We start from the raw sequence: 21383 nt of genomic DNA, 5'->3' as shown, positions 1-21383 counted from the left end.
CTCTCTTTATTTACTTTGTTTAATTAAAATTGCCGTTCAAATGTTTCTATCCTTAATTTAATAAAACGAAAAATGCTAATAATTTTAATTTAACAGCATCACGAAAGCGTTGCTCTACATTTTTTCTTCTTTTTAAGAGAAAAGAGCTGCCCATAAAGAACTGTAATATTGCCGCTTACCGTTCCAACAGGCAGCTTAAAAAAGGAGGTATATTACTAGATTCTGCCTAGTGAATCTAATAAACGAAATCATTTCGGGGACATACCAAACTTCCCTGAGTGTCCCCCTGGGTCTGAGCAAAAATGAATGAAACGACCATGAAAACCCACAGCATCATTGTGCCAATAGACCTTCATGGTCAGGATATCCTCTTTAGTATTTTTGTTTAGAAGGTTCTGCTATTTTTCTGACTCTCAGGCTTGCGTACAAAGCGCTGTATAATTAAAGCAACCAATCCGATAACCACTATACCGACAAAGGCCGACAGGAGATAACCAAGGGATTGCTGCCAGAACGTTTGATCATACCCGGCAATACCATAGTCAGGCAGAAGCGTATGATGCCAAAAGTCGCTGAATTTCTGAAAACCACTGGGGAGAAAACCAAGTTGAGACTGCAATTCATCAGACCCCAATTCTCCCCATGCTGATCCTGAGGCCAGAAGTCCCAAGGGGGTAAATATGGCCAAAACCAATAACCCTATAACAAATTTCCTTATCCGGTGAGGAGCATTCTTACTCTCGGAATTGGTTCTCAGTTCCAACAAAGCCGGATTGGAGCGTTGCAAATAGCCAACCACCAAAGCATTAACGACAGCTTCTACCGGACCGGCTACGGTCATATGGGCGAAAAGCATCGCCGGCAAGGCCACGTTCAATCCGTAGGGACTATAGAGTGGAGTTCCATTGGCTGTGTGGAAAAGAAGCGGTTGTATGCCGAACTCTGTTCCGGCTGACAAGGAGGCCACGCACAATCCAATATAACCGGCGATAGCTGCCCCAATCCAGCGTCGTTTTGAGGAAATCACACTTTTACCTGCTATTAAACTATAGATGCCATAACTTATAAAAGGAAGAACAATACCCATGTTGAAAATATTGGCGCCTAAAGCTAAAATACCGCCATCCCCAAAAAAGATGGCTTGAATGACTAAAGCAATTGCTACCCCAATCGCCGCCGTCCAAGGACCAAAGAGGATCGCCAGCAGCGAACCTCCCACCGCGTGAGCTGTTGTACCGTCGGGAATCGGAACATTGAACATCATGATTGTGAAAGAAAAGGCCGCACCAATAGCCAACAAGGGAATGTTTTTCGCACTGAGTGTCTTCGAGGTCTTTTTGGCCGCGACTGCCAGGACTGAGGCACTGACTATGCCAAGCACCGCGTCTGTTTGGGGACTCAAATACCCGTCCGGAATATGCATAATAATTCCTCCTTTGTAATAAAAGGCCACGAGGATGGACATGACTTCTGTCACAGCAAAACCTTCATGGTCTAATTCCCTGTGATTAACTTTGTAATAAAGATGTTACTTTAAGACCAGGCAGTTTACGGTTGCAATTCTTCAATAACAATTTTATGTTCCACCAAAGCCATCCCCACGATTTTTCCCCTTACGATTTTTCTTTGACCAAAGATATCTTCTAGTACAAGAGTGTCCGCTTCAGGAGTGATTTTATCGACAGATTCCAGTAGAAGTTCCTCCCGGTCGCCATTTTTCAAAAAGGCATTGGCTTCACACATTGCTCTCCGACCTTTCCAAAATAAATTTATGTAGTTGTTTAACTAACATTTCCGCTTGATGAGGCAATGGTTCTGACAAGGAACCGATCACGTTAACCTTGGAACGGTTCAAGGGCAGCAGTAACTTAACTGCTTCACTTGAAGCAATTGCGGAAGCCATGTCCGGAGTCAACTCTCCCATCATTGAATTGGCAATGAGGATGGATATTGTACCGACAATAAAATCAACATTATTAAGGTTATACTTTATGGCATTTTCTCCGGTAGCACCCTGGTTGGCGCCTGCTTTAACCATTATCGTTGTAGCAACGGAGTTTGTGCCCAAAGCCAGTATCTCAATAGTTTCCTGAAATACATGTCTTATTTTCCCGACCAGAACCTTTCCTATTCCTCCGCCTTGTCCGTCGATTACCGCAACTCTCATCTATTCTACCGAGATGCAACACTTGTTATTAGTAGAAAAAACGCTTAACATCATTGTTTTCATGAATATCCCTCCCAAAAATAAAACCATGAAGATTTGCCTGTTCCTCTAGGCAGACCTCCATGGTCATGTTCCAATGATTAAACTGTACAAAACTAAAATTTTCCAAAGCATATGATAAGCTTATCCATACATTTTCTGCGAGTATCTTCTTGATACCCAATCCTTTAAGATAATATTCGCTATTCGGCCCGAAATTCCTTCTTAGGTTTAGGTATTTTTAAAAATTTTCCGTCAACGCAACCTCAAGACATTTTAATAAGCTTTGCCGCACAAGGTTAAATGACGCGCTCATCCTTCTCATATCCGGAACCCACAACCCCACTGGAACCTTTCTTCCGCTTGAGCTTAGCATCTCTTAGTTTAATCAACAAGTCCATATTCACCATATAAAGCCTTTTCAACACCAGATTAGTCTCCTGTTCGGCCATTTTAGCGTAATACTCTATACAGTCTTTAATGCCCCACACTTCCTCCTCCCGACAAAGAGAACATGCTCGACACCATTATTGTTTCAAAAATACCTTTAACTTGCCTCTTCGCTGTTCTCCTGAGATCTCTGCCATATTCCTTTCCATTTCCTCCACAGCTTTTCCGCTGCTTCCACCGCCATGGGATCAAATTGTATGCCTTTATTTAAAAGTACCTCTTCCCAGCACTTCTCCCAAGACATTGCTTTTCTATAAGGCCTGGCAGAAGTGATAGCGTCGACGGAATCCGCGACTCCAATGATTCTTGAACCCAAGGGAATTTTGTCTCCCTTTAAACCGTACGGGTAGCCGCTTCCGTCCCACCGTTCATGATGGTGCAGTACAATTTCCGCGATTTTTAAAAGCCGTTTGGACTTAGATAAGATGTTGTAGCCAATTTCAGGATGCTTCTTTATCTGTTCCCACTCATGAGGAAGAAGTTTCCCGCTCTTGTTCAGGATGCTTTCCGCAATACCCATCTTCCCTATATCGTGTAAGTGTGCGGCAATATGCAAATCCTCAAGTTCCGAACCTTTTAACCCCATAAAACGGCCCAAATCAAAGGACATATCTCCAACTCTTGAAGAATGGCCGCTGGTGTATAAATCCTTTGCTTCCAAGGCAGCGGCCAGGCATTCAATAATATCATGGAATTGATCTTTGCGGAAAAATTCTCTGGCAAATTGAAACATCAACGCGTCCTCCTATGTAATGTGGCATGTCATCCTTTCCCTGCGAATATCAATTGCTAAAAATGATTATCATTTGCCTTAAAACTTATCTCTGACCCTTTTCCAACTGTTCGATCATTCCTTCCAGCGACGTCCTGCTGCTGTTATGACATCTTAACACCGGAATGTTTTTTCGCTTTGCTTCTTTCACAGCCGTATGAATCATCTTGTGAGATACCGTCCATGTAAACAGCACAATTCCATCAGGATTGCCAATTAATTTGTCAAATCTGGCAGGCATCTGAGTAAAGACTTTCACACGATGCCCGCGTTTAGAGCATATCTCTTTATATTCCTCATGCATTCTGTCATGACCTCCAACAAGAACGATACTCATAAAATTACCCTTCTTTCTTTTAATTTAGTATTATTTTTATGTCAGGTTAAATTGAACTGAAATTTCCGTCTGTGCCTTAATGCAGCTTTCCAATTGATTATGATTTTCATTTAGTTCGGATTACTTATATATTACAGGCAGTAAGTTAATCCGTCAAGCAGAAGATTAGCAAATAACAGTCCTCAGTACAAGATCCCCACGATTAGCCAACCGACTATCACCGAGCTTTTTTTATTTAAAATAAAACGGATATACCGAAAAGATAACCTTTCGGCGAGATAAGCTATAGGCAAAAGTCTCTCGACTTAAACGATAATAATTATCGTTTATGAATATTTTTCTTTCTGATCTAATATTCATAATTTGATTGAAGAAATATAACAATAAATTTTCCTTTCGCAAATTTAGTTATTGAAAATGATTATCATTAGTAGTAGAATTGTAATAGGATAGAAATGAGAGACAACGACGTAAATAAAACATAATAACTACAGTCTTTTAAAGGAGAGTGGTTTCAAATGGAAAAGGAAAACACAGCAGCTATATACAACTCAAGTTTAAGCATCTGCCGTCCTCGCTCATCATCTTCAGGGCAGGTTATTCCTCTGAGCATGGTGCGCACCGGGGAACGGGTCAGAGTTAAGTCTATTTCCGGCAAGGATGACACAAGACGTTTTCTCAGCAACATTGGTTTTGTCGAAGACGCTGAAGTAACGGTTGTTACAGAAATGAACGGGAATGTTATTGTCAACGTTAAGGGCACAAGGGTAGCTATCAGCAAATCAATGGCCAGCCGAGTACTGACTGCTTAACTGCTATTAATTTTGGGAGGAGAAAATCATGAAAACACTCAAAGAAGTCAACCCAGGAGAAACTGTATCTGTCACTGCTTTCAAAGGAGTCGGTGCACTCCGCCGCCGCCTCATGGACATGGGCATAACCAAAGGGACAAAGATTTATGTGCGCAAAGTGGCTCCCCTTGGCGATCCTATCGAAATCACTGTTCGCGGCTACGAGCTTTCCTTGCGCAAAGCCGAGGCGGAAAATATTGAGGTGATTTAAAAACCCCACGGTTTAGCTAACCTTCAAGAACGTTAACTATGGCAAAGGAGAAGAGATAATGGCAATTAAAATCGCACTTGCCGGCAATCCAAACTGCGGCAAGACAACCATGTTCAACAATTTAACCGGCAGCAGCCAGTACGTGGGCAACTGGCCGGGCGTTACCGTAGAAAAAAAGGAAGGTAAATTAAGGGGTCACAAAGACGTAATTATCACAGATCTTCCGGGGATCTATTCCCTTTCTCCTTATACCCTTGAAGAAGTCGTCAGCCGCAACTACTTGATAAATGACCATCCTGAGGCCATCATCAATCTGGTAGACGGAACTAACCTGGAGCGAAATCTATATCTGACGACCCAGATCGTGGAACTGGGCATACCGGTTGTCCTTTCCCTGAACATGATGGATATCGTCAAAAAATCCGGCGACAAAATCGATGCCCAGAAGCTTGGTGCCGCATTAGGCTGCGAGGTTGTGGAAACTGCCGCCATCAAGGGAGAAGGCTCCATGGAGGCGGCGGAAAAAGCCATTGAGCTCGCCAAAGCGAAACGTCCCTCCGTTCCGCAGCACAAGTTCAACAAGCAGGTTGAAGAAGTCCTTTCCTCTATTGCCGAGACTTTTAAAGATATTCTGGAACCGCAGCGTGCCCGCTGGTATGCCGTCAAACTGTTCGAACGTGATCAAAAAGTTCTGGAGTCACTTCAATTCTCCTCAGAACAAAAGAATAAACTGGAAAGCCTCATCGTCCCCCTCGAAGAAGAGCTCGGCGACGACAGCGAAACCATCATCACCAACGAGCGCTATGACTACATCGCCCAACTGGTTGACAAGTGCCTCCGCAAAAATCCCAAAGCCATGTCGGCATCTGACCGAATCGACCGCATTGCTACCAACCGTTTCCTTGCTCTCCCCATTTTCGCGGCTCTTATGTTTTTGATGTATTATATATCTGTTACTACCTTGGGCAGTATCGCCACGGACTGGGTGAACAATACTTTGTTCGGAGACTGGATCACCAACGGCGCCACAGCGGCTTTAACTGCCGTGGGGGCCGCCGACTGGCTCAACGGACTGATTGTCAACGGCATCATCGGCGGCGTGGGCACCGTGCTTGGCTTTGTCCCCCAGATGCTCATTCTGTTTTTCTTCCTTTCCCTCTTGGAGGATTCCGGCTATATGGCCAGGGTCGCCTTCATCATGGACCGAATCTTCCGTAAATTCGGCCTTTCCGGAAAATCCTTCATTCCGATTTTGATCGGCACAGGTTGCGGTGTACCGGCCATCATGGCTACCCGGACCATTGAAAACGAAAAAGACCGCCGCATGACCATCATGCTCTCAACCTTCATGCCTTGCAGCGCCAAGACAGTGATCATCGCCATGATCACCACCACCTTTTTCCCCAAATCGTTCTTTATCGCACCAGCCATGTATTTTCTCGGGATTGCCATCATTGTTTTATCCGGCATCGCTTTTAAAAAGACAGCCTACTTTGGGGGAGACCCGGCTCCCTTCGTCATGGAACTGCCTCCTTATCACATTCCTTCGCTCAAAGGCGTTCTGATTCACATGTGGGAACGCTCACGGGCTTTCGTCATCAAAGCCGGCACTATTATCTTTACAGCCTGCGTCCTTATCTGGTTTCTCTCCTCCTTCGCCTGGAACATGCAGATGGTTGATATCGAAAGCAGTATGCTGGCCGGCATCGGGCATGCGATCGCTTGGTTCTTTGCCCCGCTGGGATTCGGAGACTGGAAAGGAGCGGTCGCAACGATCAGCGCTCTCATGGCCAAAGAAAGCGCGATCGGCACCCTGGCTGTCCTGAACGGCGTTGCCGATCCGGACAACACGCAGGCGGTAATGACTGGGATTGCTTCGATGTTTACGGCACTGGGAGCCTTCTCATTCATGCTGCTCAATCTTTTCGATCCTCCTTGCATTGTAGCCATGGCCACCACCGCCCGGGAAATGAACGACTCCAAATGGACGGCGATCGCCATCGGATATCAGGTTCTCCTAGGTTATGGCTTAGCGTTTATCACTAACCAACTAGGCAGTGTCCTGTTCTATGGAGCAAGTTTTGGAATAGGTCAAATCCTGGCACTCCTCCTTTTGCTCCTGGCGATCTTCCTGCTGGTTCGCCCCTCCGCGCGCCGCAAGACAACGCTCAGTCGCGCGGGTGCGGCTATCTAGAAATCTCTCAAGAAAGCCCTTATCTTTTTAGTCCGGAGACGGTTTAATCAACCGTCTCCGCCGGTGAGGAGGTTAACCTATGAATTTACCAACTATTTTGCTCGGTCTTGGCGTGGCTGTTCTCTTAACACTGGCAATCCGCTATCTTGTAAAAAACGGCACCTGCGCAGCGTGTGAAGCGAAAGGAGCCTGCCATTCCGCGAAAGTGGGTTCCTCCGATATGTCCCTGGGTTGCGGCGGCGGTTGTGCCGGATGCCACTCTTGTCCATCAAAAGCTGCACCACTGAAACACTGATCCTACCCGCCCTGCCAAATAACAGAGTAACGCGGATACCCATTTTTCAAACAAACCATTTAAAAAGTTCAGCTGAAAAACCGGATGCGGCTACAACAGACAGCATTCGGTTTTGTTTAATCTTAAGCAGAAAGAGGAGATGAACATGGCAACCATCATAATTTGCCTCGTGCTCGCTGCCATTATATTTTTAGGAATCCGCAGTTATCGAAAAAAGATGGCCTCCGGTTGCTGTGGTTCGGAGAGTGACGCAGCCCCCAAAAAGGTCCGGGTTCAAGATCAGAATTTAAGCCATTACCCTTACGAAAAGGTTCTGAAAATTGATGGTATGACCTGCCGCAATTGTGTTATTCATGTTCAAAACGCGCTTAATTCCCTGGACGGTGTTTTTGCTAAAGTGGATTTAGATAAGCGGATTGCCAAGGTATATATGAAAGAAGAAGTTCCTGATCAGCTTCTGCGAAAAGCGGTCTCTGAAGCGGGCTATATGGTCATTTCTGTCAACTGAAATCTACAGCCGGAAAATCCCGCCTGCAATCCCGCAAAACTGTAACAACATTAAAGCCGCCTCATTAGCAGGCGGCTTTAATATCGTCAACTTTAACTATAGAGCTGATTCCCTCGTTTATTAATGATGGTTTGCTTAAGCTAAAGAATTGATCTTTTCTACAATATTGCCTAAACCTAAAAATTCCGACCACGTTACTTGTATAAATTCGCCATCTTTGTTAAGGAAAGGGTTGTCCTTCCGCTCGGCATTATACCTGAAATCAGAACCTATGCGCCCTTTCAGGCAAAGAGGACGGCCATTGGCTGCCGATTTTGCGGTGACTCCAATAACTTTGCCGTTCTTGGAATTGATATTAAATTTACAACCCGAGTCACAAAAAGTACAGGTGACTTCTTCCGTTGTCAGTTCCCAATCTCTGCCTTTGCCGATCATCGTTTTGTCCACTAATGCTCCAACGGGGCAAATAGCTACACACCTATTGCAATAGACGCAGGCCGAATCTTTCAGGTCAGTGTCCATGAAGGTCGAAACCTTGGTTTGGAATCCACGGTTAGCAAATCCGATTACATTTCGTTCTGACACCGCCTCACAGGTGGCAACGCACTTCCCGCATAAAATACACTTGTTTAAATCTCTTAAAATATAAGGATTCGTGTCATCAATGGGAAGGCAGCGTTTCTCTCCTATAAACAGTTTTCCCTTTACCCCGTACTCATAAGCATATTGCGCTAAAGAGCAATTGCCCATTTTTTGGCAAGTCATACAATCCAAAGGATGGCTGGCCACTAACAATTCCAGAATCATTTTGCGCGCATTGCGAACTTTGGGGTTCTGCGTCTCAACCTTCATACCCTGCGCTGCTTGGGTGACGCAAGAAGGGGGAAGATTGCGCATGCCCTCAATTTGGACGACACACAAGCGACAAGCGCCGGAAGAAGTAAGTTCAGGAGCATGGCACAAAGTAGGAATGGGAATATTATTCATTCGGCATGCTTCAAGCACAGTCGTTCCTTTGGGAACACTGACTTCACGACCATCAATCGTTAATGTAAGCAATTCCATGATAGTTTTCGCTCCTCTCAATTTGTTTAGCCGACGAGTTAGTCTCAGGCTTCTCTTACTGCTGGATCAGGCCCGGTCAGTGAAATCCCATATCTCTCTAAGATTAAAATCTATTCACTGAACATTAAGAACATTAACAGTATAATTATAGAACTTTTCCTTCTCCGAATCCATTAAAATCGATAATCTATCGGTTTAGAACTTTTCCATCTTAACCCCGATATCTGAAGGCTTTCCAAAATACATTGCTGTAGTCGCAATCGCATCAATGCCTGTAGCCGCATATTCCGCAATATTGCTTTCATTTATACCTCCTGCCCCAATTAAAGTAATCTTTGGATTAATTCCCCGGATTTGCTCCACCATAATCTTTAAATCATTTGCCGGAATTTTGTCGAATTGCAACCCATCTATTCCGGATTCGGCTAACAGGCGTGCCTCTTCAAGCGATTCGACTTCAACAATTATCTTCTTTTCACAACTCTTCGCTTTTAATTGCTTTAATTCCTGCATCAGAGCGTGAATATCTCCAAGGAATTCTCGATGCTGCTGGAAAATCAAAATTGTCTCCGATAGCCCTAGCCGATGAGGAAAAGCCCCGCCTGCAATTATAGATTTAACGGCAAGCTCTTTAGTCCCCGGAAAAGATTTTCTTGTTGCCACTACGGCAATGTCAGGATTAGCCGCTATAGCCTGATCGACCATCCTTTTAGTCCTTGTCGCAATGCCCGAAGAATATTCCAGGATGTTCAAAGAAACTTTCCAAGCCATGTGCAGGTTAGCCGCCAACCCCTCGGCTTCAATAAAAACATCCCCTTTGTCTACTATGGAACCGGAAGGCATTGAGTGTGTCGGGTTGATTTCAAGTTTATTGAAGATTTTCAATACCTCTTCCACCCCAGATAATACTGTAAACTCCCTGGCAGTAAATCGAATGATTCCTTTAACGCTGCCTATGCCGAGAGCCAAAGTTGTCAAATCAATATAGGGAACGTCTTCCTTAATCCATCTCTCAATTGTATCAGCGGTTATATACATGGCTCCACCTCAGTTCCGATTATTTTGTTTCTCCTTTTACAAAACCGTTCTTTGCAAAAACCTTCATAGCCTCATCACTCTGCAGATAGGTCATAAACTTGGCGGCCTCTTCAGCGTTTTTAGAGGCTGCTACAACTGCAGCCGGCAAAACGACGGGTTTATGAGAATTTGCCGGCGCCTTGGCCACAATTTTAACTTTATCCGAGGTTATGGCAACGGTGTCCCAGACAAACCCCGCTTCGGCATTGCCTGTCTCAACATAAGCCATGACCTGCATTAAATCCTTGCCTATGACCAGCTTGGCTTGTAAAGCGTCCCATAATTTAAGGGTTTCTAAGGTTTCTTGAGTTGTTTTAGCCGCCGGGACCGAAGCGGCCTCGCCAATTCCGATCTTCTTAACCTCCGGTTTGGTCAGATCAGCGAAGCTGCTAATTGACGAGTTATTTTTATTGACGATTAAAACAAGCTCATCTCCCAGCAGATTTATCCTTGAGTCCTTCTTAATCAATCCTTTTTCCTCTAAAGCATCCATTTGCTGCTTGCCCTGAGAAATAAATATGTCGGCGGCAGCACCTTGTTCAATTTGAGTTTGCAGTGATCCTGAAGGCCCATAGTTAAAGACCAATTTCACTTGGTGATTTTGAGCCTCATACAAGCTTTTAATTTCTTCAAGTGAACCTTTCAGGCTAGGAGCAGTAGAAACCAGAAGCTGGACCGGTTTCGTTTGCTCGGTCTTATCCAGCGAAGTGGAGGCATCTTTTGCACTGCCCGAACACCCTGAAACCACTGGAACAACCAGTAACATCAGACAAGTAATCAGCAACGACAGGGATTTTATTTTTTTATATTTCCAAATTTCAGAAAACATGGCCTTTATTCCTCCTTCTATCTCTATCTAAGATTTCAAGTTAAATAATAATTAAATTCTCTGTCTTAAAATGCAGACGCCACGGCTGTGGCCGATCTTTCAGTTCTACCCACAACTGTTTTGTGATTTCCCACTGAACTTGCCGGCTATCCTGCTCTCGCTTTTCTTCGTCCAGAGACAGACAGACCGTCACCCGGGACGGAGTCTCGTCTGTGGAAACGAGCCAACAACTAAACACATTCTCTTCTTCTTTACCTGAGGCAATTTCAAGCATATGGGCACGAATACCCACATATTTAATCTGACGTGTAAGCTTAACTCCAGTTTTTAAGATTATGCCCCACTGAAGGGCTTCCAGCTCAAAAACTGATATGTACCTGGCAGGAGAAACATTGTGACACCCAGTCAATTGGGCTGCCGTAAGGGAAGGCGGAGACATGAATACTTCCTTAGTTTGCCCTGTCGCCTCGATTTTTCCTGATGACAGTATAATTAATTGATCAGAAATGCTATAAATTTCTTCCATATTGTGACTTACGAACAAAGCAACTCCCTGATAGTCGGAAAGGATTTCTTTTAACTGTTTAACAAGATAACTTCTCAGATAGTCATCAAGTGCGGAGAACGGTTCATCCAGAAGCAAAGCCTGCGGCTCAACGGCTAAAGCTCTGGCCAGAGCAACTCGCTGTTGCTGCCCTCCGGAAAGCTGGCCGGGAAACCTTTTTTCCAAACCCTCAACTTTGGTCATGGACACCATGTTTTCAATTATGTCCCTCCGCTCCGCGCGTGTCTTGTCTCCAAGTCCGAAAGCAATGTTTTCCGCGACTGTCATATGGGGAAATAAGGCGTAATTTTGAAAGACATAGCCAAGTCTTCTCTGACGGCAAGGCAAATTTATTCCTTTTTGGGAATCATACAAAGTTCGGCCATTAAGCACAATCCGACCACAATCCGGAGTTTCAATACCGGCAACACAGCGCAGCGTCATGCTTTTCCCCGAACCTGAAGCACCTAAAAAGCCTAACACTTTCAGATCGGCCTCAAACTCGACCTTAAGTTCGAATCCGGAAAATTTCTTTTGAATATCTACGAATAATTCCATAGTGTTTCCTATCGTTGGCTACTGCCAATCTTGTGCTGAGAATCAGCCCAGTAATTCATCAGGATCATAACAATTAAGGAAATAAGGAAAATAAGTATAACCCATAATAAAGCTTTACCCATGTCTCCTCCTTCGGCAGCAAAAAAGATGGCAGCGGGAATTGTCAAGGTTTCGCCGGGTATATTGCCGCCAATCATCAGGGTCGCTCCAAAATCGCCTAAAGCCCTGGCGAAGGCCAATACCGTCCCGGCGGCCACACCGGGCCAAGCGAGGGGAATCATTATTTTCCAAAAGATTTTCCACTCAGAAACACCTAGAGTGCGTGCCGCGTAGATAAGGGTTTGATCAATTTGTTCAAAGGCGCTTCTTACCGTACGATACATTAAGGGAAAGGCAACAACGGAAGCCGCTATAACTGTTGCCGGCCAAGAAAATATAACACTCTTGCCAATCGTCATTAAAAGTTTGCCCAAAGGGCCATTTTTTCCAAACAACAAAAGAAGCAAGAAACCAACGACGGTTGGCGGCAAAACCAAGGGCAGCGTAAAGATGCCATCAATCAATCCTTTAAGATTCCCTCTATACCTTGAAACAAAATAGGCGGCGGTAATTCCCAAAAAGAAAGTAACAACTGTCGCTAAAATAGCAGCTCGCACGGAGATCAACAAGGGAGAAAAGTCCAGTTCTTTTAAATTTTCTAAACCTCAATGCCCCCCTTTGCTTTTTGATAACTTAGCCGCTCCTTAACCCACCGTTTGCCGAAGCGGGAGTGGGAGTCTTAAAGCGGATTAGTCAGCGGATAAAGAACAAGGCTCCCTAAAGGGAGCCTGAAATAGACCGGCGTCCCAGTCTATCTGTGCTACTCCTTTTCAGAATGTGAAGGCATACCTGTTTCCGGGAATACCCTGAGGACCTGGAAAGCCCTGTCCAGTGACCGTGGATTGATCTTTAGGTCATCCTGGCTCGGAGAATTAGATTATTCACTTGTCATCCATTAGGCCCTATGGGCTTTTATCAAGATAATTGTGCCTTATCAAGCTTTCTGACCAGTTCTTGCCTGCCCTGGTCCAATTTAATAATTTGGTCTCCCAGCATTTCCGCTTCCTGGAGGTCATGGGTAACTAAAACAAAGGGAATCTGCCACTGCGCTTGAACTTTGAGCAGCTCTTGCTGAAGGGTGCCCCGCGTCTCCTGATCTAACGCGGAGAGGGGTTCATCCAGCAGCAAGAGCTCAGGTTCGGTCATTAAAGCACGGGCGAGAGCAACCCTCTGTTTTTCTCCGCCTGAAATCTGATGGGGATATCGGTTGCGAAGATGGTCAATTTTAAGCATCTCCAAGACTGACAAAACTGTAAGGACCTTATCCGAGGCGCTGCCCTTCTTAGGTTTCCCATACAATACATTCTTCTCAACCGTCATATGGGGAAAAAGAGCATAGTCCTGAAAAACATATCCTATGCGGCGGTTTCGAATGGGAACATTCGTACCGAGCTCGGAGGAAAAAACAACCTTACCGCCGATATTGATTTCTCCCCAAGACGGTGTCTGAAGCCCCGCCACGCATTGCAAAATTGTCGTTTTTCCGGCACCCGAATGTCCAACGAGGGCCAGAATACCCTGATCCAAGGTAATATCCACATTCAGCTCAAAGGTAGGCAATTTTTTTTTAAAATTGGCCTTGAACATTACTTGCCCTCTCCCTTCAAGTGATGCTTGGAGCGTTTTCCCCAACGATTCAAGCCATAAATTACCAAGAAGCTAAAGACAGTCATAATTATAACCAGTATGCTCGCTTGCCATGTGTCTCCCGCATCATTGTCAAAGTATATGGCAATAGGCATCGTCTGGGTCTTACCGGGAATATTTCCCGCGATCATCAGCGTCGCACCAAATTCACCCAGAGAGCGGGCAAAAGCCAAAACAAGACCGGCTAGAATACCATTCCAAGCCAAGGGAAGAGTTATGGTAAAGAACACCCTGAATTCGCTCGCACCTAAAGTACGGGCAGCCTTTTCAAGATTGCGATCCACATTTTCAATGGCAACTTTTACAGACTGATACATTAAAGGAAAAGAAACAACAGCAGCGGCTATCACTGCTCCTGTTAAAGAAAAGACAATTCTAATATTAAACCATTGCTCCAGCAGCTTACCTGCGGGACCGTTCTTGCCAAAGAACAAGAGCAGCATAAAGCCAACTACCGAAGGGGGGAGAACCAAGGGCAAGGTGATGATTGACTCAACCACATCCTTACCCAGGAACTCCCGCTTAGCCATGATAGCAGCTACCGGTATCGACGAGCAAGCGACAATAACAACGGACGCAAAAGCAACCTTTAAAGATAGAATAATCGGTATAAAACTAAATTCCATAGGGGCTCCCCCGGAAGCAAATTATTTTGCTAAAGATTTAAAGCCATATTTTTCAAATACCTTTTGGGCATCTGCACCTTGTAAGTACTTAAGAAAATCTTCAGCAGCTTGTTTGTTTTTAGTTGCTGCAATAATAGCGGCCGGATAAACAACGGGTTTATAGCTGTTCGCCGGAACCGCTTCCACAACTTTAACTTTTGTGGAACTTTGAGCGTCTGATTTATAGACAAATCCTGCATCAGCATTCCCTGTTTCAACATAATTCAGAACTGAAGTTACATCTTTGGCCATTACCAATTTTGGTTGTAAAGCATCCCAAAGTTTGAGATTTGTTAAAGCTTCTTGAGCATATTGCCCGGCAGGTACAGACTTGGGGGTACCAATGCTGATATGCCCAACCGTTGATTTAGTCAGATCATCAAGGGTGGTCACTTTAGTGTTGTCTTTCCCGGTAATAAGTACTAAATCATTTCCCAATAAGTCAATTCTGCTGCTTTTATCGGTCAGATTTTTTTGTTCCAAAGCGTCCACTTGGGCCTTTCCTGCAGAGATGAAGAGGTCAACCGGAGCACCTTGTTCTATTTGTTGTTGAAGCGTACCCGAAGCACCATAGTTAATTGTCAGTTTGATATTGGAATTTTTCTGCTCGTAAGCTTTTTTAACTTCATCCAATGAGTTTTGCAAGCTCGCCGCGGCCGACACCGTGATTTCCGTAGGTTTAGTTTGGGCGGTGTTCGCGGGGGGTTGAGCGGCATTTCCTGCGCCACAACCGACAAGAGACAGAACCATTAGAATACAGAGCACGAATGACCACGAAGTTTTTTTCATTTAAACTCCTCCTTTTATATTTTTCTATGCATTGATATGTCAGTTATGTTAGTTATATTAGATTTATTAAACCTGCACCAAAAGCGTCAGACCTAATAAGACCTATCTTAAACTAACATAACTCAACCACAACGTTATTATACGATATGTCCTAACACATTACCAATATTATTTTTAGACATGCTAAAAAATCTAAAGAAAAATGCTGAATTTTAAAGGCCTGCCACCAAACTTTTCAGGTTAAGTGCAGGCCATCAGTCTCTATTGCATTATTTCATTATCATGACAGAGCTTGCTTTAATTAGCGCCGTAACTGTATCATCAACTTTAAGTCCCATCCTATCCGCTGACCCGGTTGTTATCGAGGCAACTACCATTGCTTGACCACCGATATCCATGGTTACTTCAGTAGAGACCGGACCTTTCTTCACCTCTGTAATCTTACCTTTAAGCTGATTTCGCGTTGACAATTGCATTATGCTGTTCCCCCTATCGCTTACTGAAACTGGTTTCAATTATTATGATTTTCATTTTATATAAATTTATGCATATATTTCCTTTAGAATGATTGGCTTAACCGGTCAGGTTTTATCCGCTGACTAATCCGCTCTAAGACTCCCGCTTTTGCAAGCGGTGAATTAAGAGCGGCTAGGTCGGCGCAGCGCAATTCTACTTCAGCTATTTCTCCCGCTTTATATCCTTTACTTTCCTTTGACATGATCAAAGTGGCATTGGACTGCAATTGTCTGGACAGGGGAGCCAGGCGTCCTATTTGTTTAGCCGCATAAAATCCGTTAATTTGCCGGACCTCCAGCCAAGCAAATTCCATTGCCGCCGGAATATCATCCAGCAATTTTACCTTCAGCCGTTCCGGTTCGATCATTGGCTGAAAAAGATACTTACAAATTAAAGGTCTTACAAACCATTCCATAGCATAGACAGCTCCTATTGTCGGTCCTACCGTACCCACAATGGGTTTAGAGCCGGCGATGGTCAAGGTAGTATGTTTACCAGGACCGGAATTCATTTCATAGACCAAGATTTCACCGACCGTCTCCAAGACTTCAAGAGCCCTGTCATCCGTACCTTTGGAAGAACCTCCGTTAAGAATAACCATATCGGCCCAGGCTAAGGCGTCACGCAGGGCTTTAACCAACTCATTCGGATCGTCACGGATAATAGGATAAAGATGCGGTTCTCCGCCCATGATTTTTATTTGTGCTTCCATCATGATACCGTTAGATTCCACAGTTTTACCGCGCGGTGGTTTGGACCCAACCGGCACCAGTTCATTTCCGGTGGGAAGAACAGCAACTCTAGGTTTGCTTAAGACAGGAATTTCATCTGCGCCGCCTGTAGATAAAAGCCCCAGATGAAGCGGGCTGAGACAAGAATACTCGGGAACTAAAACGTCGCCGGCCCGCATTATTTCGCCGGCAGGACGGATATACTGACCCGCTTGAGGAATGCTTAAAATCCTTAATTCACCTGTCTCATCTATTTCTACATCTTCGATCAATATCACCGTGTCAAAATCACCTGGAATTCCCACTCCAGTATTGCAAAAAACATAATCCGCACCATACCTCCAATTACAGGAATTTGACAATTCTCCACTGAGATTCGCAAATTTAATGGCAATGCCATCCATCCTGCTGACAGGGCTGTTAGGCAAAGTGTTTACAGCAAGCACTTCTTGAGCGGTCACCCTTCCAAGCGCTTCTCGCACAGGCAATATTTCCACACGGGATTGGAAACGAGATCGATCGAGGATAAGCCTTAAGGCTTCTTGGCGTGATGTTTTTGGATGTTTGAAATTTTTCATTTCTATATTTATAATCCTTTCAATCATAAAACTATAATCCATCCAGCATAAACGAACATAAACCAACACCAGATAACCCAACGTTGTACATGATATGCCGTAGTTTTAGACTATAGACTAAGCGTGAAAGTCTTTATTGAGGATAAACATGATAAATGCCAAAAAAATTAAGCTCTTAACTGCGCAAGAGCTTAATTTTTGAAATATGGTAATCTCCACAACTAATCATATTTTTTTACTTTTCTCTGACTACAATTCAGCAAATCTTCCGGGTATAGTCAGATTGATTATTAACCCGGGGGCTTACCAGCCTTTAGTACAGGCCGGCTTTATCCTCGGTTAGACTCATGAAAATGTTTTTCATCTGGGTATAATGTTCCAGGATCACTTTATGAGTTTCCCGGCCAATGCCGGATTTTTTATAACCGCCAAATGGAGCATGAGCCGGCAGGTTGTTGTAATTGTTGATCCACATGCGGCCGGTCTGGATGGCGTTGGCTACGCGGAAAGCCCGGTTAATATCTTTCGTCCAAACCGCTCCGCCTAAACCGAACTCGCTGTCATTAGCCATGGCAATCACTTCTTCTTCGGTTTTAAATTTGATGACCACGGCAACCGGCCCAAAGATTTCCTCCTGAGCAACTCTCATCTTGTTATCAACATCGACGAGCAAGGTTGGAGCCATAAAACAACCCTTGTCTAAACCATTCTCTGTAATTCTATAACCGCCGCAGGCAACCTTGGCTCCTTCTTTCTGACCGTTCTCAACACACATTAAGACAGCTTGCAAATGGGCTTCATAGATCAGGGAACCTAATTGGGTATCTTTTTCCCAAGGAAAACCGACCTTTACTTTATTGAAAGCAGCGACGGCTTCCGCGACAAACTTATCGTAAATATCTTCATGTACAAAGACGCGAGAACCGGCACAGCAAACCTGACCTTGGTTGAATAATATACCGATCTGCAAGCCTTCAATCGCTTTCTCCCACGGACAATCCGGGAAATAAATATTCGCCGACTTTCCGCCCAGTTCTAAGGTTGCCGGAATCAGTTTTTTCGCAGCGGCGTCTGCGATGGTGTAGCCAACGTCCGTTGAACCGGTAAATGCTAATTTCCGGAAGCCGGGATTCTCCAGCATGTAATTGCCGGCACCTGAGCCGCGTCCGGTAATTACATTAACGACGCCGGGCGGAAGGACCTGGTCAATAATTTTAGCCAGCTCCAAAAGGCTAAGAGATGTGTAGCTGGATGGTTTGATTACTGTACAACAACCCGCCGCCAAAACCGGGGCTATTTTCCAGGCACCCATTAACAGCGGGAAATTCCAGGGAATGATTTGACCGACCACTCCAAGGGGCTCTCGGAGAATAATACTCAAAGTGTTCTTGTCGATCATTACCGCCTCGCCTTCTTCTGTCCGAATAGCGGCGGCAAAATAACGGAAATGATCGGAAGTCAAAGGAACGTCGATCCCCATAGTCTCCCGGAGCGGCTTACCGTTATCCAAGGTTTCAATCATAGCCAGTCTCTCGGCATTTTGATCGATCAGATCGGCAATTTTCAGCAACATCCCGGACCGCTCTTGAGGGCTGATATCTTTCCAAGTTTCCCAGGCTCTCCAGGCTGCTTTTACCGCATCGTCTACATCTTGTCGGCTGGCGTCAGCACAAGTTGCCAGCACTTCGCCATTAGCGGGGCAAATAGCTTTGAAATTTTTCCCGTCCTGAGCGTCAACCCATTTGCCGTCAATATAAAGTTTGTATTCATTATCGGCTATAGTTTGCATAATTTATTTCTCTCCTCTTTCAGTTCAAATCACCTGTTCACCCTGACACTTTTTTACCTGTTTAATTCCTTTTTGGCCAATTCCCAATCAACAACCGACAGATATCAAATTTCTGAACAATTAGGGTCTTACCGCAATAAATTTTAAATTCTGGAGTTAAAAGGATTGCCGCCCAAAGCTAAAGTCATAAAGTAAACGCCGGCCTTCACCTCCGCTGTTAATATTGATAAACTTTTCAAAATAATTGTTTGCATTTTTTGTGCCAATTGTCTTAATATTTAATGTTATCTTTAAAACCTGCTCAGCATAACGTTATATAACCTTTCAAATGTTTCAAATAATCCGGAGATGTGACGCAATGTCATCTTTTTGTCATCCCAATGTTCAAAGAGAAATACAAGTTGTGACATTTAACCTCAAACCGGAAAAGAGAAAAACAGCTGGCTCCCTTGCAGGAATTTACAGTAAAATCAAGAATGTATAATGTATCGCCCGCAAAAAGTTCGAGCCAAAACTTCTGCGCCGGCTTGTTCTGTTTTTTATTGTCTGAATTATATGACAACGTCTTTGGGGTATCCTCATACTTCTTTAAAGAAGGAAGGCTTAAACATGACCGGAGATATTACTCCAAATGTCACTAAGGCATGGGAGAAATTTGTCACGAATGCAGTCATCGATAACAATATCGTCCGTACTGAAATCGCCGCCTCTTGGCAGCGTTGTCATGCAGCCAGTGTCAACCCCTACAGCGGGGTCAGTCACCTGCTTTTAAGTCAGCAGCAGCTTGCCGAATTGCAGGCAAAGAAAAGAAGCCTGCTCCAAATCGCCAGGCTTTTTATGACTAATCTCTATCAATTTGTCGCCGGGTCCGGCTTTATTGTCATGCTCTCGGATGAGTATGGCTACATCATGGACGTAGTCGGAGATAGTGAAACGATGGCCTATGCCTCGAAGCTTAACTTAAGCAAGGGAGCCAGCTGGATTGAAGAAGAAGTTGGCACTAACGGTATCGGAACAGCCCTGGCAACCCAAAAACCTGTACAAATTTCCGGCGCAGAACATTATTGCCAGCAAGTCCATTTTTGGACTTGTTCTGCCGCCCCTATTTTAGATTACAATGGCCAGGTAATCGGCGTGCTGCAAATGTCCGGACCCTTCTGGAAAACTCATCAGCACACTCTGGGCATGGTCGTGGCTGCTGTGGAAGCCATTAAAAGCCAAATTCGAGTTCAGCTAAGGAACCGGAATCTGACGCTGCTTAATAACCGGCTAAAAAATATTATGCTGGCTGCCTCAGACGGGATTATCCTTACGGACAAAGAAGGCATAATCGAACAACTAAACCCCATGGCGGAAAGAATATTCTCGCAGACAGAACAAGAAATCAAAGGAAGTTCGATTAAAGACCACCTTGAACAGTCGCTCACAGTCCAGAAAATGCTTACAACAGGAAAACCCTATAAAGAATCTGAAATAGTTGCCACTACCTTAAATGGAAGTCTTCATTGCCTTTCTTCCGGGGAACCGGTTAAAGATGATAATGGCGATATCTCAGGCGCGGTGATTTTTATTAATCCTATAAATAAAGTTAAACCTTTGCTTAATAGATTTAGTGGAACACAGGCCACATTTCAGTTTGAAGATATTATTGGAGTTAACGAGCAGCTACTCGAAAGCATTGAATTGGCCAAGATTGCCGCCGGAAGCAAAAGCCACGTGCTGCTTCAAGGAGAAAGCGGCACAGGCAAGGAAGTTTTTGCCCAGGCAATTCACAACTCAAGTTGCCGCAGAAATGGGCCTTTTGTAGCTATAAACTGCGGTGCCATTCCCCGCGAATTGATCGGCAGCGAACTTTTTGGCTACGAAGGCGGTTCTTTTACTGGGGCTAAATCAGGTGGCAGACCGGGCAAATTTGAAATGGCCTCAGGCGGAACACTTTTTCTGGACGAAATAGGTGACATGCCACTGGAGCATCAGGTTGCCTTGCTCAGAGTGTTGCAAGACAAACGGATTACCCGAATTGGCGGTTATAATTCCATCATGATGGATGTGCGAATCATCTCAGCCAGCAACAAAAATCTGCAAGCGGAAGTCATGAAAGGAAATTTCCGTCAGGATCTCTTCTTTCGGCTCAATGTTATCAATATTCCCCTGCCCCCTTTGCGGGAACGCCGGGAAGATATTCCCTTATTATTTAACACCTTCTTTAGAGAAACATGCGACAAGATGGGCTTAAACTCCCCATCTGTTGATTCACGGGTCATTGCCCGTTTAAGTCAATACGACTGGCCCGGAAATGTCAGGGAATTGCAGAACGTGATTGAGCGAATGGCCAATCTGGCCGGCAGCCAGGGCATCGGGCTTGAACATCTTCCAAAAGAAATTATCGCTCCCAATACCCGTGCTTTAAAGTCCGGACGGGAGTGCTTCCTCTCACCCCCCCAAACCATTGCCGAGTCTATTAATATAAAAGAATTATTGGCTACCAATGAGAGAGTAGAAATCATCAATAAATTATTGGCTCATAACGGGAATATAAGCAATGTTGCCCGGGATATGGGAATTTCCCGCAATTCCCTTTATAAAAAGCTTAAAAAATTAAATATTTCCACTCACTGATTTATTACACGCTCAATCCTGATTTTGCGGCATAGTATAAAACAAAACCGGTT

23 protein-coding genes and 1 riboswitch are annotated in these 21383 nt (G+C 44.5%); of the genes, 6 read left to right on the top strand and 17 right to left on the bottom strand.

Translation table 11 applies throughout. The features are described 5' to 3' along the window. Positions 1–385 precede the first annotated feature (385 nt). The 6 genes from cbiM to REC12_RS09005 form a co-directional block, all read right to left on the bottom strand. A complete protein-coding gene (cbiM, locus tag REC12_RS09030) occupies positions 386–1477 on the bottom strand; it encodes a cobalt transporter CbiM (protein WP_308893755.1) in 1092 nt (363 codons plus the stop codon). Positions 1478–1548: 71 nt separating this feature from the next. Continuing rightward, positions 1549–1743, bottom strand: a complete 195-nt coding sequence (locus REC12_RS09025) for a CooT family nickel-binding protein (RefSeq protein WP_308893753.1) — start codon at positions 1741–1743, stop codon at positions 1549–1551. Continuing rightward, positions 1736–2167, bottom strand: coding sequence for a DUF3842 family protein (locus tag REC12_RS09020; RefSeq protein WP_308893750.1), 432 nt, complete (start codon positions 2165–2167; stop codon positions 1736–1738). Before REC12_RS09020 ends, REC12_RS09025 begins: the two co-directional genes overlap by 8 nt. Positions 2168–2505: 338 nt before the next feature. Further along, the gene (locus tag REC12_RS09015) at positions 2506–2697 is read right to left on the bottom strand and encodes a hypothetical protein (protein ID WP_308893748.1); all 192 of its coding nucleotides are present in this window, start codon (positions 2695–2697) and stop codon (positions 2506–2508) included. 56 nt (positions 2698–2753) lie between these two features. Beyond that, positions 2754–3389, bottom strand: a complete 636-nt coding sequence (locus tag REC12_RS09010; protein ID WP_308893747.1) for an HD-GYP domain-containing protein — start codon at positions 3387–3389, stop codon at positions 2754–2756. A gap of 85 nt (positions 3390–3474) precedes the next feature. Next, on the bottom strand, positions 3475–3765 hold the full coding sequence (locus REC12_RS09005; RefSeq protein WP_308893746.1) for a DUF2325 domain-containing protein: 291 nt from the start codon (positions 3763–3765) through the stop codon (positions 3475–3477). Between the two features lie 518 nt (positions 3766–4283). Between REC12_RS09005 and REC12_RS09000 the strand changes: the two genes are divergently transcribed. From REC12_RS09000 to REC12_RS08980, 5 genes are all read left to right on the top strand, one after another. Next, complete coding sequence (locus REC12_RS09000) at positions 4284–4577, top strand: FeoA family protein (RefSeq protein ID WP_308893744.1); 294 nt, start codon at positions 4284–4286, stop codon at positions 4575–4577. 28 nt (positions 4578–4605) lie between these two features. Then, positions 4606–4827 (top strand): FeoA family protein, encoded by a 222-nt coding sequence (locus REC12_RS08995; protein ID WP_308893743.1) that lies wholly within the window; start codon positions 4606–4608, stop codon positions 4825–4827. 58 nt (positions 4828–4885) lie between these two features. Continuing rightward, a complete protein-coding gene (feoB, locus tag REC12_RS08990; protein ID WP_308893741.1) occupies positions 4886–7021 on the top strand; it encodes a ferrous iron transport protein B in 2136 nt (711 codons plus the stop codon). A gap of 79 nt (positions 7022–7100) precedes the next feature. Then, the gene (locus REC12_RS08985; RefSeq protein WP_308893739.1) at positions 7101–7316 is read left to right on the top strand and encodes a hypothetical protein; all 216 of its coding nucleotides are present in this window, start codon (positions 7101–7103) and stop codon (positions 7314–7316) included. Between the two features lie 145 nt (positions 7317–7461). Then, positions 7462–7824, top strand: a complete 363-nt coding sequence (locus REC12_RS08980; RefSeq protein WP_308893738.1) for a cation transporter — start codon at positions 7462–7464, stop codon at positions 7822–7824. A gap of 135 nt (positions 7825–7959) precedes the next feature. On the opposite strand, the gene REC12_RS08975 is transcribed toward REC12_RS08980, so the two are convergent. The 11 genes from REC12_RS08975 to REC12_RS08925 all read right to left on the bottom strand — a co-directional run bounded on the left by REC12_RS08975 (position 7960) and on the right by REC12_RS08925 (position 18711). Continuing rightward, on the bottom strand, positions 7960–8889 hold the full coding sequence (locus REC12_RS08975; RefSeq protein WP_308893737.1) for an NADH-quinone oxidoreductase subunit G: 930 nt from the start codon (positions 8887–8889) through the stop codon (positions 7960–7962). 195 nt (positions 8890–9084) lie between these two features. Continuing rightward, on the bottom strand, positions 9085–9927 hold the full coding sequence (gene modD, locus REC12_RS08970; protein ID WP_308893736.1) for a ModD protein: 843 nt from the start codon (positions 9925–9927) through the stop codon (positions 9085–9087). 19 nt (positions 9928–9946) lie between these two features. Then, positions 9947–10795, bottom strand: coding sequence for a molybdate ABC transporter substrate-binding protein (modA, locus tag REC12_RS08965; protein WP_308893735.1), 849 nt, complete (start codon positions 10793–10795; stop codon positions 9947–9949). Positions 10796–10835: 40 nt separating this feature from the next. Next, positions 10836–11897, bottom strand: coding sequence for a sulfate/molybdate ABC transporter ATP-binding protein (locus tag REC12_RS08960; protein ID WP_308893734.1), 1062 nt, complete (start codon positions 11895–11897; stop codon positions 10836–10838). An 8-nt stretch (positions 11898–11905) separates the two neighbouring features. After that, positions 11906–12565, bottom strand: a complete 660-nt coding sequence (gene modB, locus REC12_RS08955) for a molybdate ABC transporter permease subunit (RefSeq protein ID WP_308893732.1) — start codon at positions 12563–12565, stop codon at positions 11906–11908. Positions 12566–12742: 177 nt separating this feature from the next. Continuing rightward, positions 12743–12878, bottom strand: a riboswitch (molybdenum cofactor riboswitch). Between the two features lie 33 nt (positions 12879–12911). After that, positions 12912–13583, bottom strand: a complete 672-nt coding sequence (locus REC12_RS08950) for an ATP-binding cassette domain-containing protein (RefSeq protein WP_308893731.1) — start codon at positions 13581–13583, stop codon at positions 12912–12914. After that, positions 13583–14269 carry a molybdate ABC transporter permease subunit gene (modB, locus tag REC12_RS08945; protein ID WP_308893729.1) on the bottom strand — a complete coding sequence of 229 codons (687 nt, stop codon included), beginning with the start codon at positions 14267–14269 and terminating at the stop codon, positions 13583–13585. Before modB (REC12_RS08945) ends, REC12_RS08950 begins: the two co-directional genes overlap by 1 nt. 21 nt (positions 14270–14290) lie before the next feature. Next, positions 14291–15097 carry a molybdate ABC transporter substrate-binding protein gene (modA, locus tag REC12_RS08940; RefSeq protein ID WP_308893728.1) on the bottom strand — a complete coding sequence of 269 codons (807 nt, stop codon included), beginning with the start codon at positions 15095–15097 and terminating at the stop codon, positions 14291–14293. 269 nt (positions 15098–15366) lie between these two features. Further along, positions 15367–15573, bottom strand: a complete 207-nt coding sequence (locus tag REC12_RS08935; protein ID WP_308893726.1) for a TOBE domain-containing protein — start codon at positions 15571–15573, stop codon at positions 15367–15369. 83 nt (positions 15574–15656) lie between these two features. Beyond that, on the bottom strand, positions 15657–16922 hold the full coding sequence (locus tag REC12_RS08930) for a molybdopterin molybdotransferase MoeA (protein ID WP_308893724.1): 1266 nt from the start codon (positions 16920–16922) through the stop codon (positions 15657–15659). 313 nt (positions 16923–17235) lie between these two features. Beyond that, entirely contained in the window at positions 17236–18711 is a 1476-nt protein-coding gene (locus REC12_RS08925) for an aldehyde dehydrogenase family protein (protein ID WP_308893722.1), read from the bottom strand. Between the two features lie 609 nt (positions 18712–19320). Between REC12_RS08925 and REC12_RS08920 the strand changes: the two genes are divergently transcribed. Continuing rightward, the gene (locus REC12_RS08920) at positions 19321–21330 is read left to right on the top strand and encodes a sigma-54-dependent Fis family transcriptional regulator (RefSeq protein WP_308893721.1); all 2010 of its coding nucleotides are present in this window, start codon (positions 19321–19323) and stop codon (positions 21328–21330) included. Positions 21331–21383 lie beyond the last annotated feature (53 nt).

The sequence above is a fragment of the Candidatus Desulfosporosinus nitrosoreducens genome, from assembly GCF_030954495.1.
Taxonomy (GTDB): domain Bacteria; phylum Bacillota; class Desulfitobacteriia; order Desulfitobacteriales; family Desulfitobacteriaceae; genus Desulfosporosinus; species Desulfosporosinus nitrosoreducens.
This window is presented reverse-complemented; position numbering and strand designations above follow the sequence as displayed.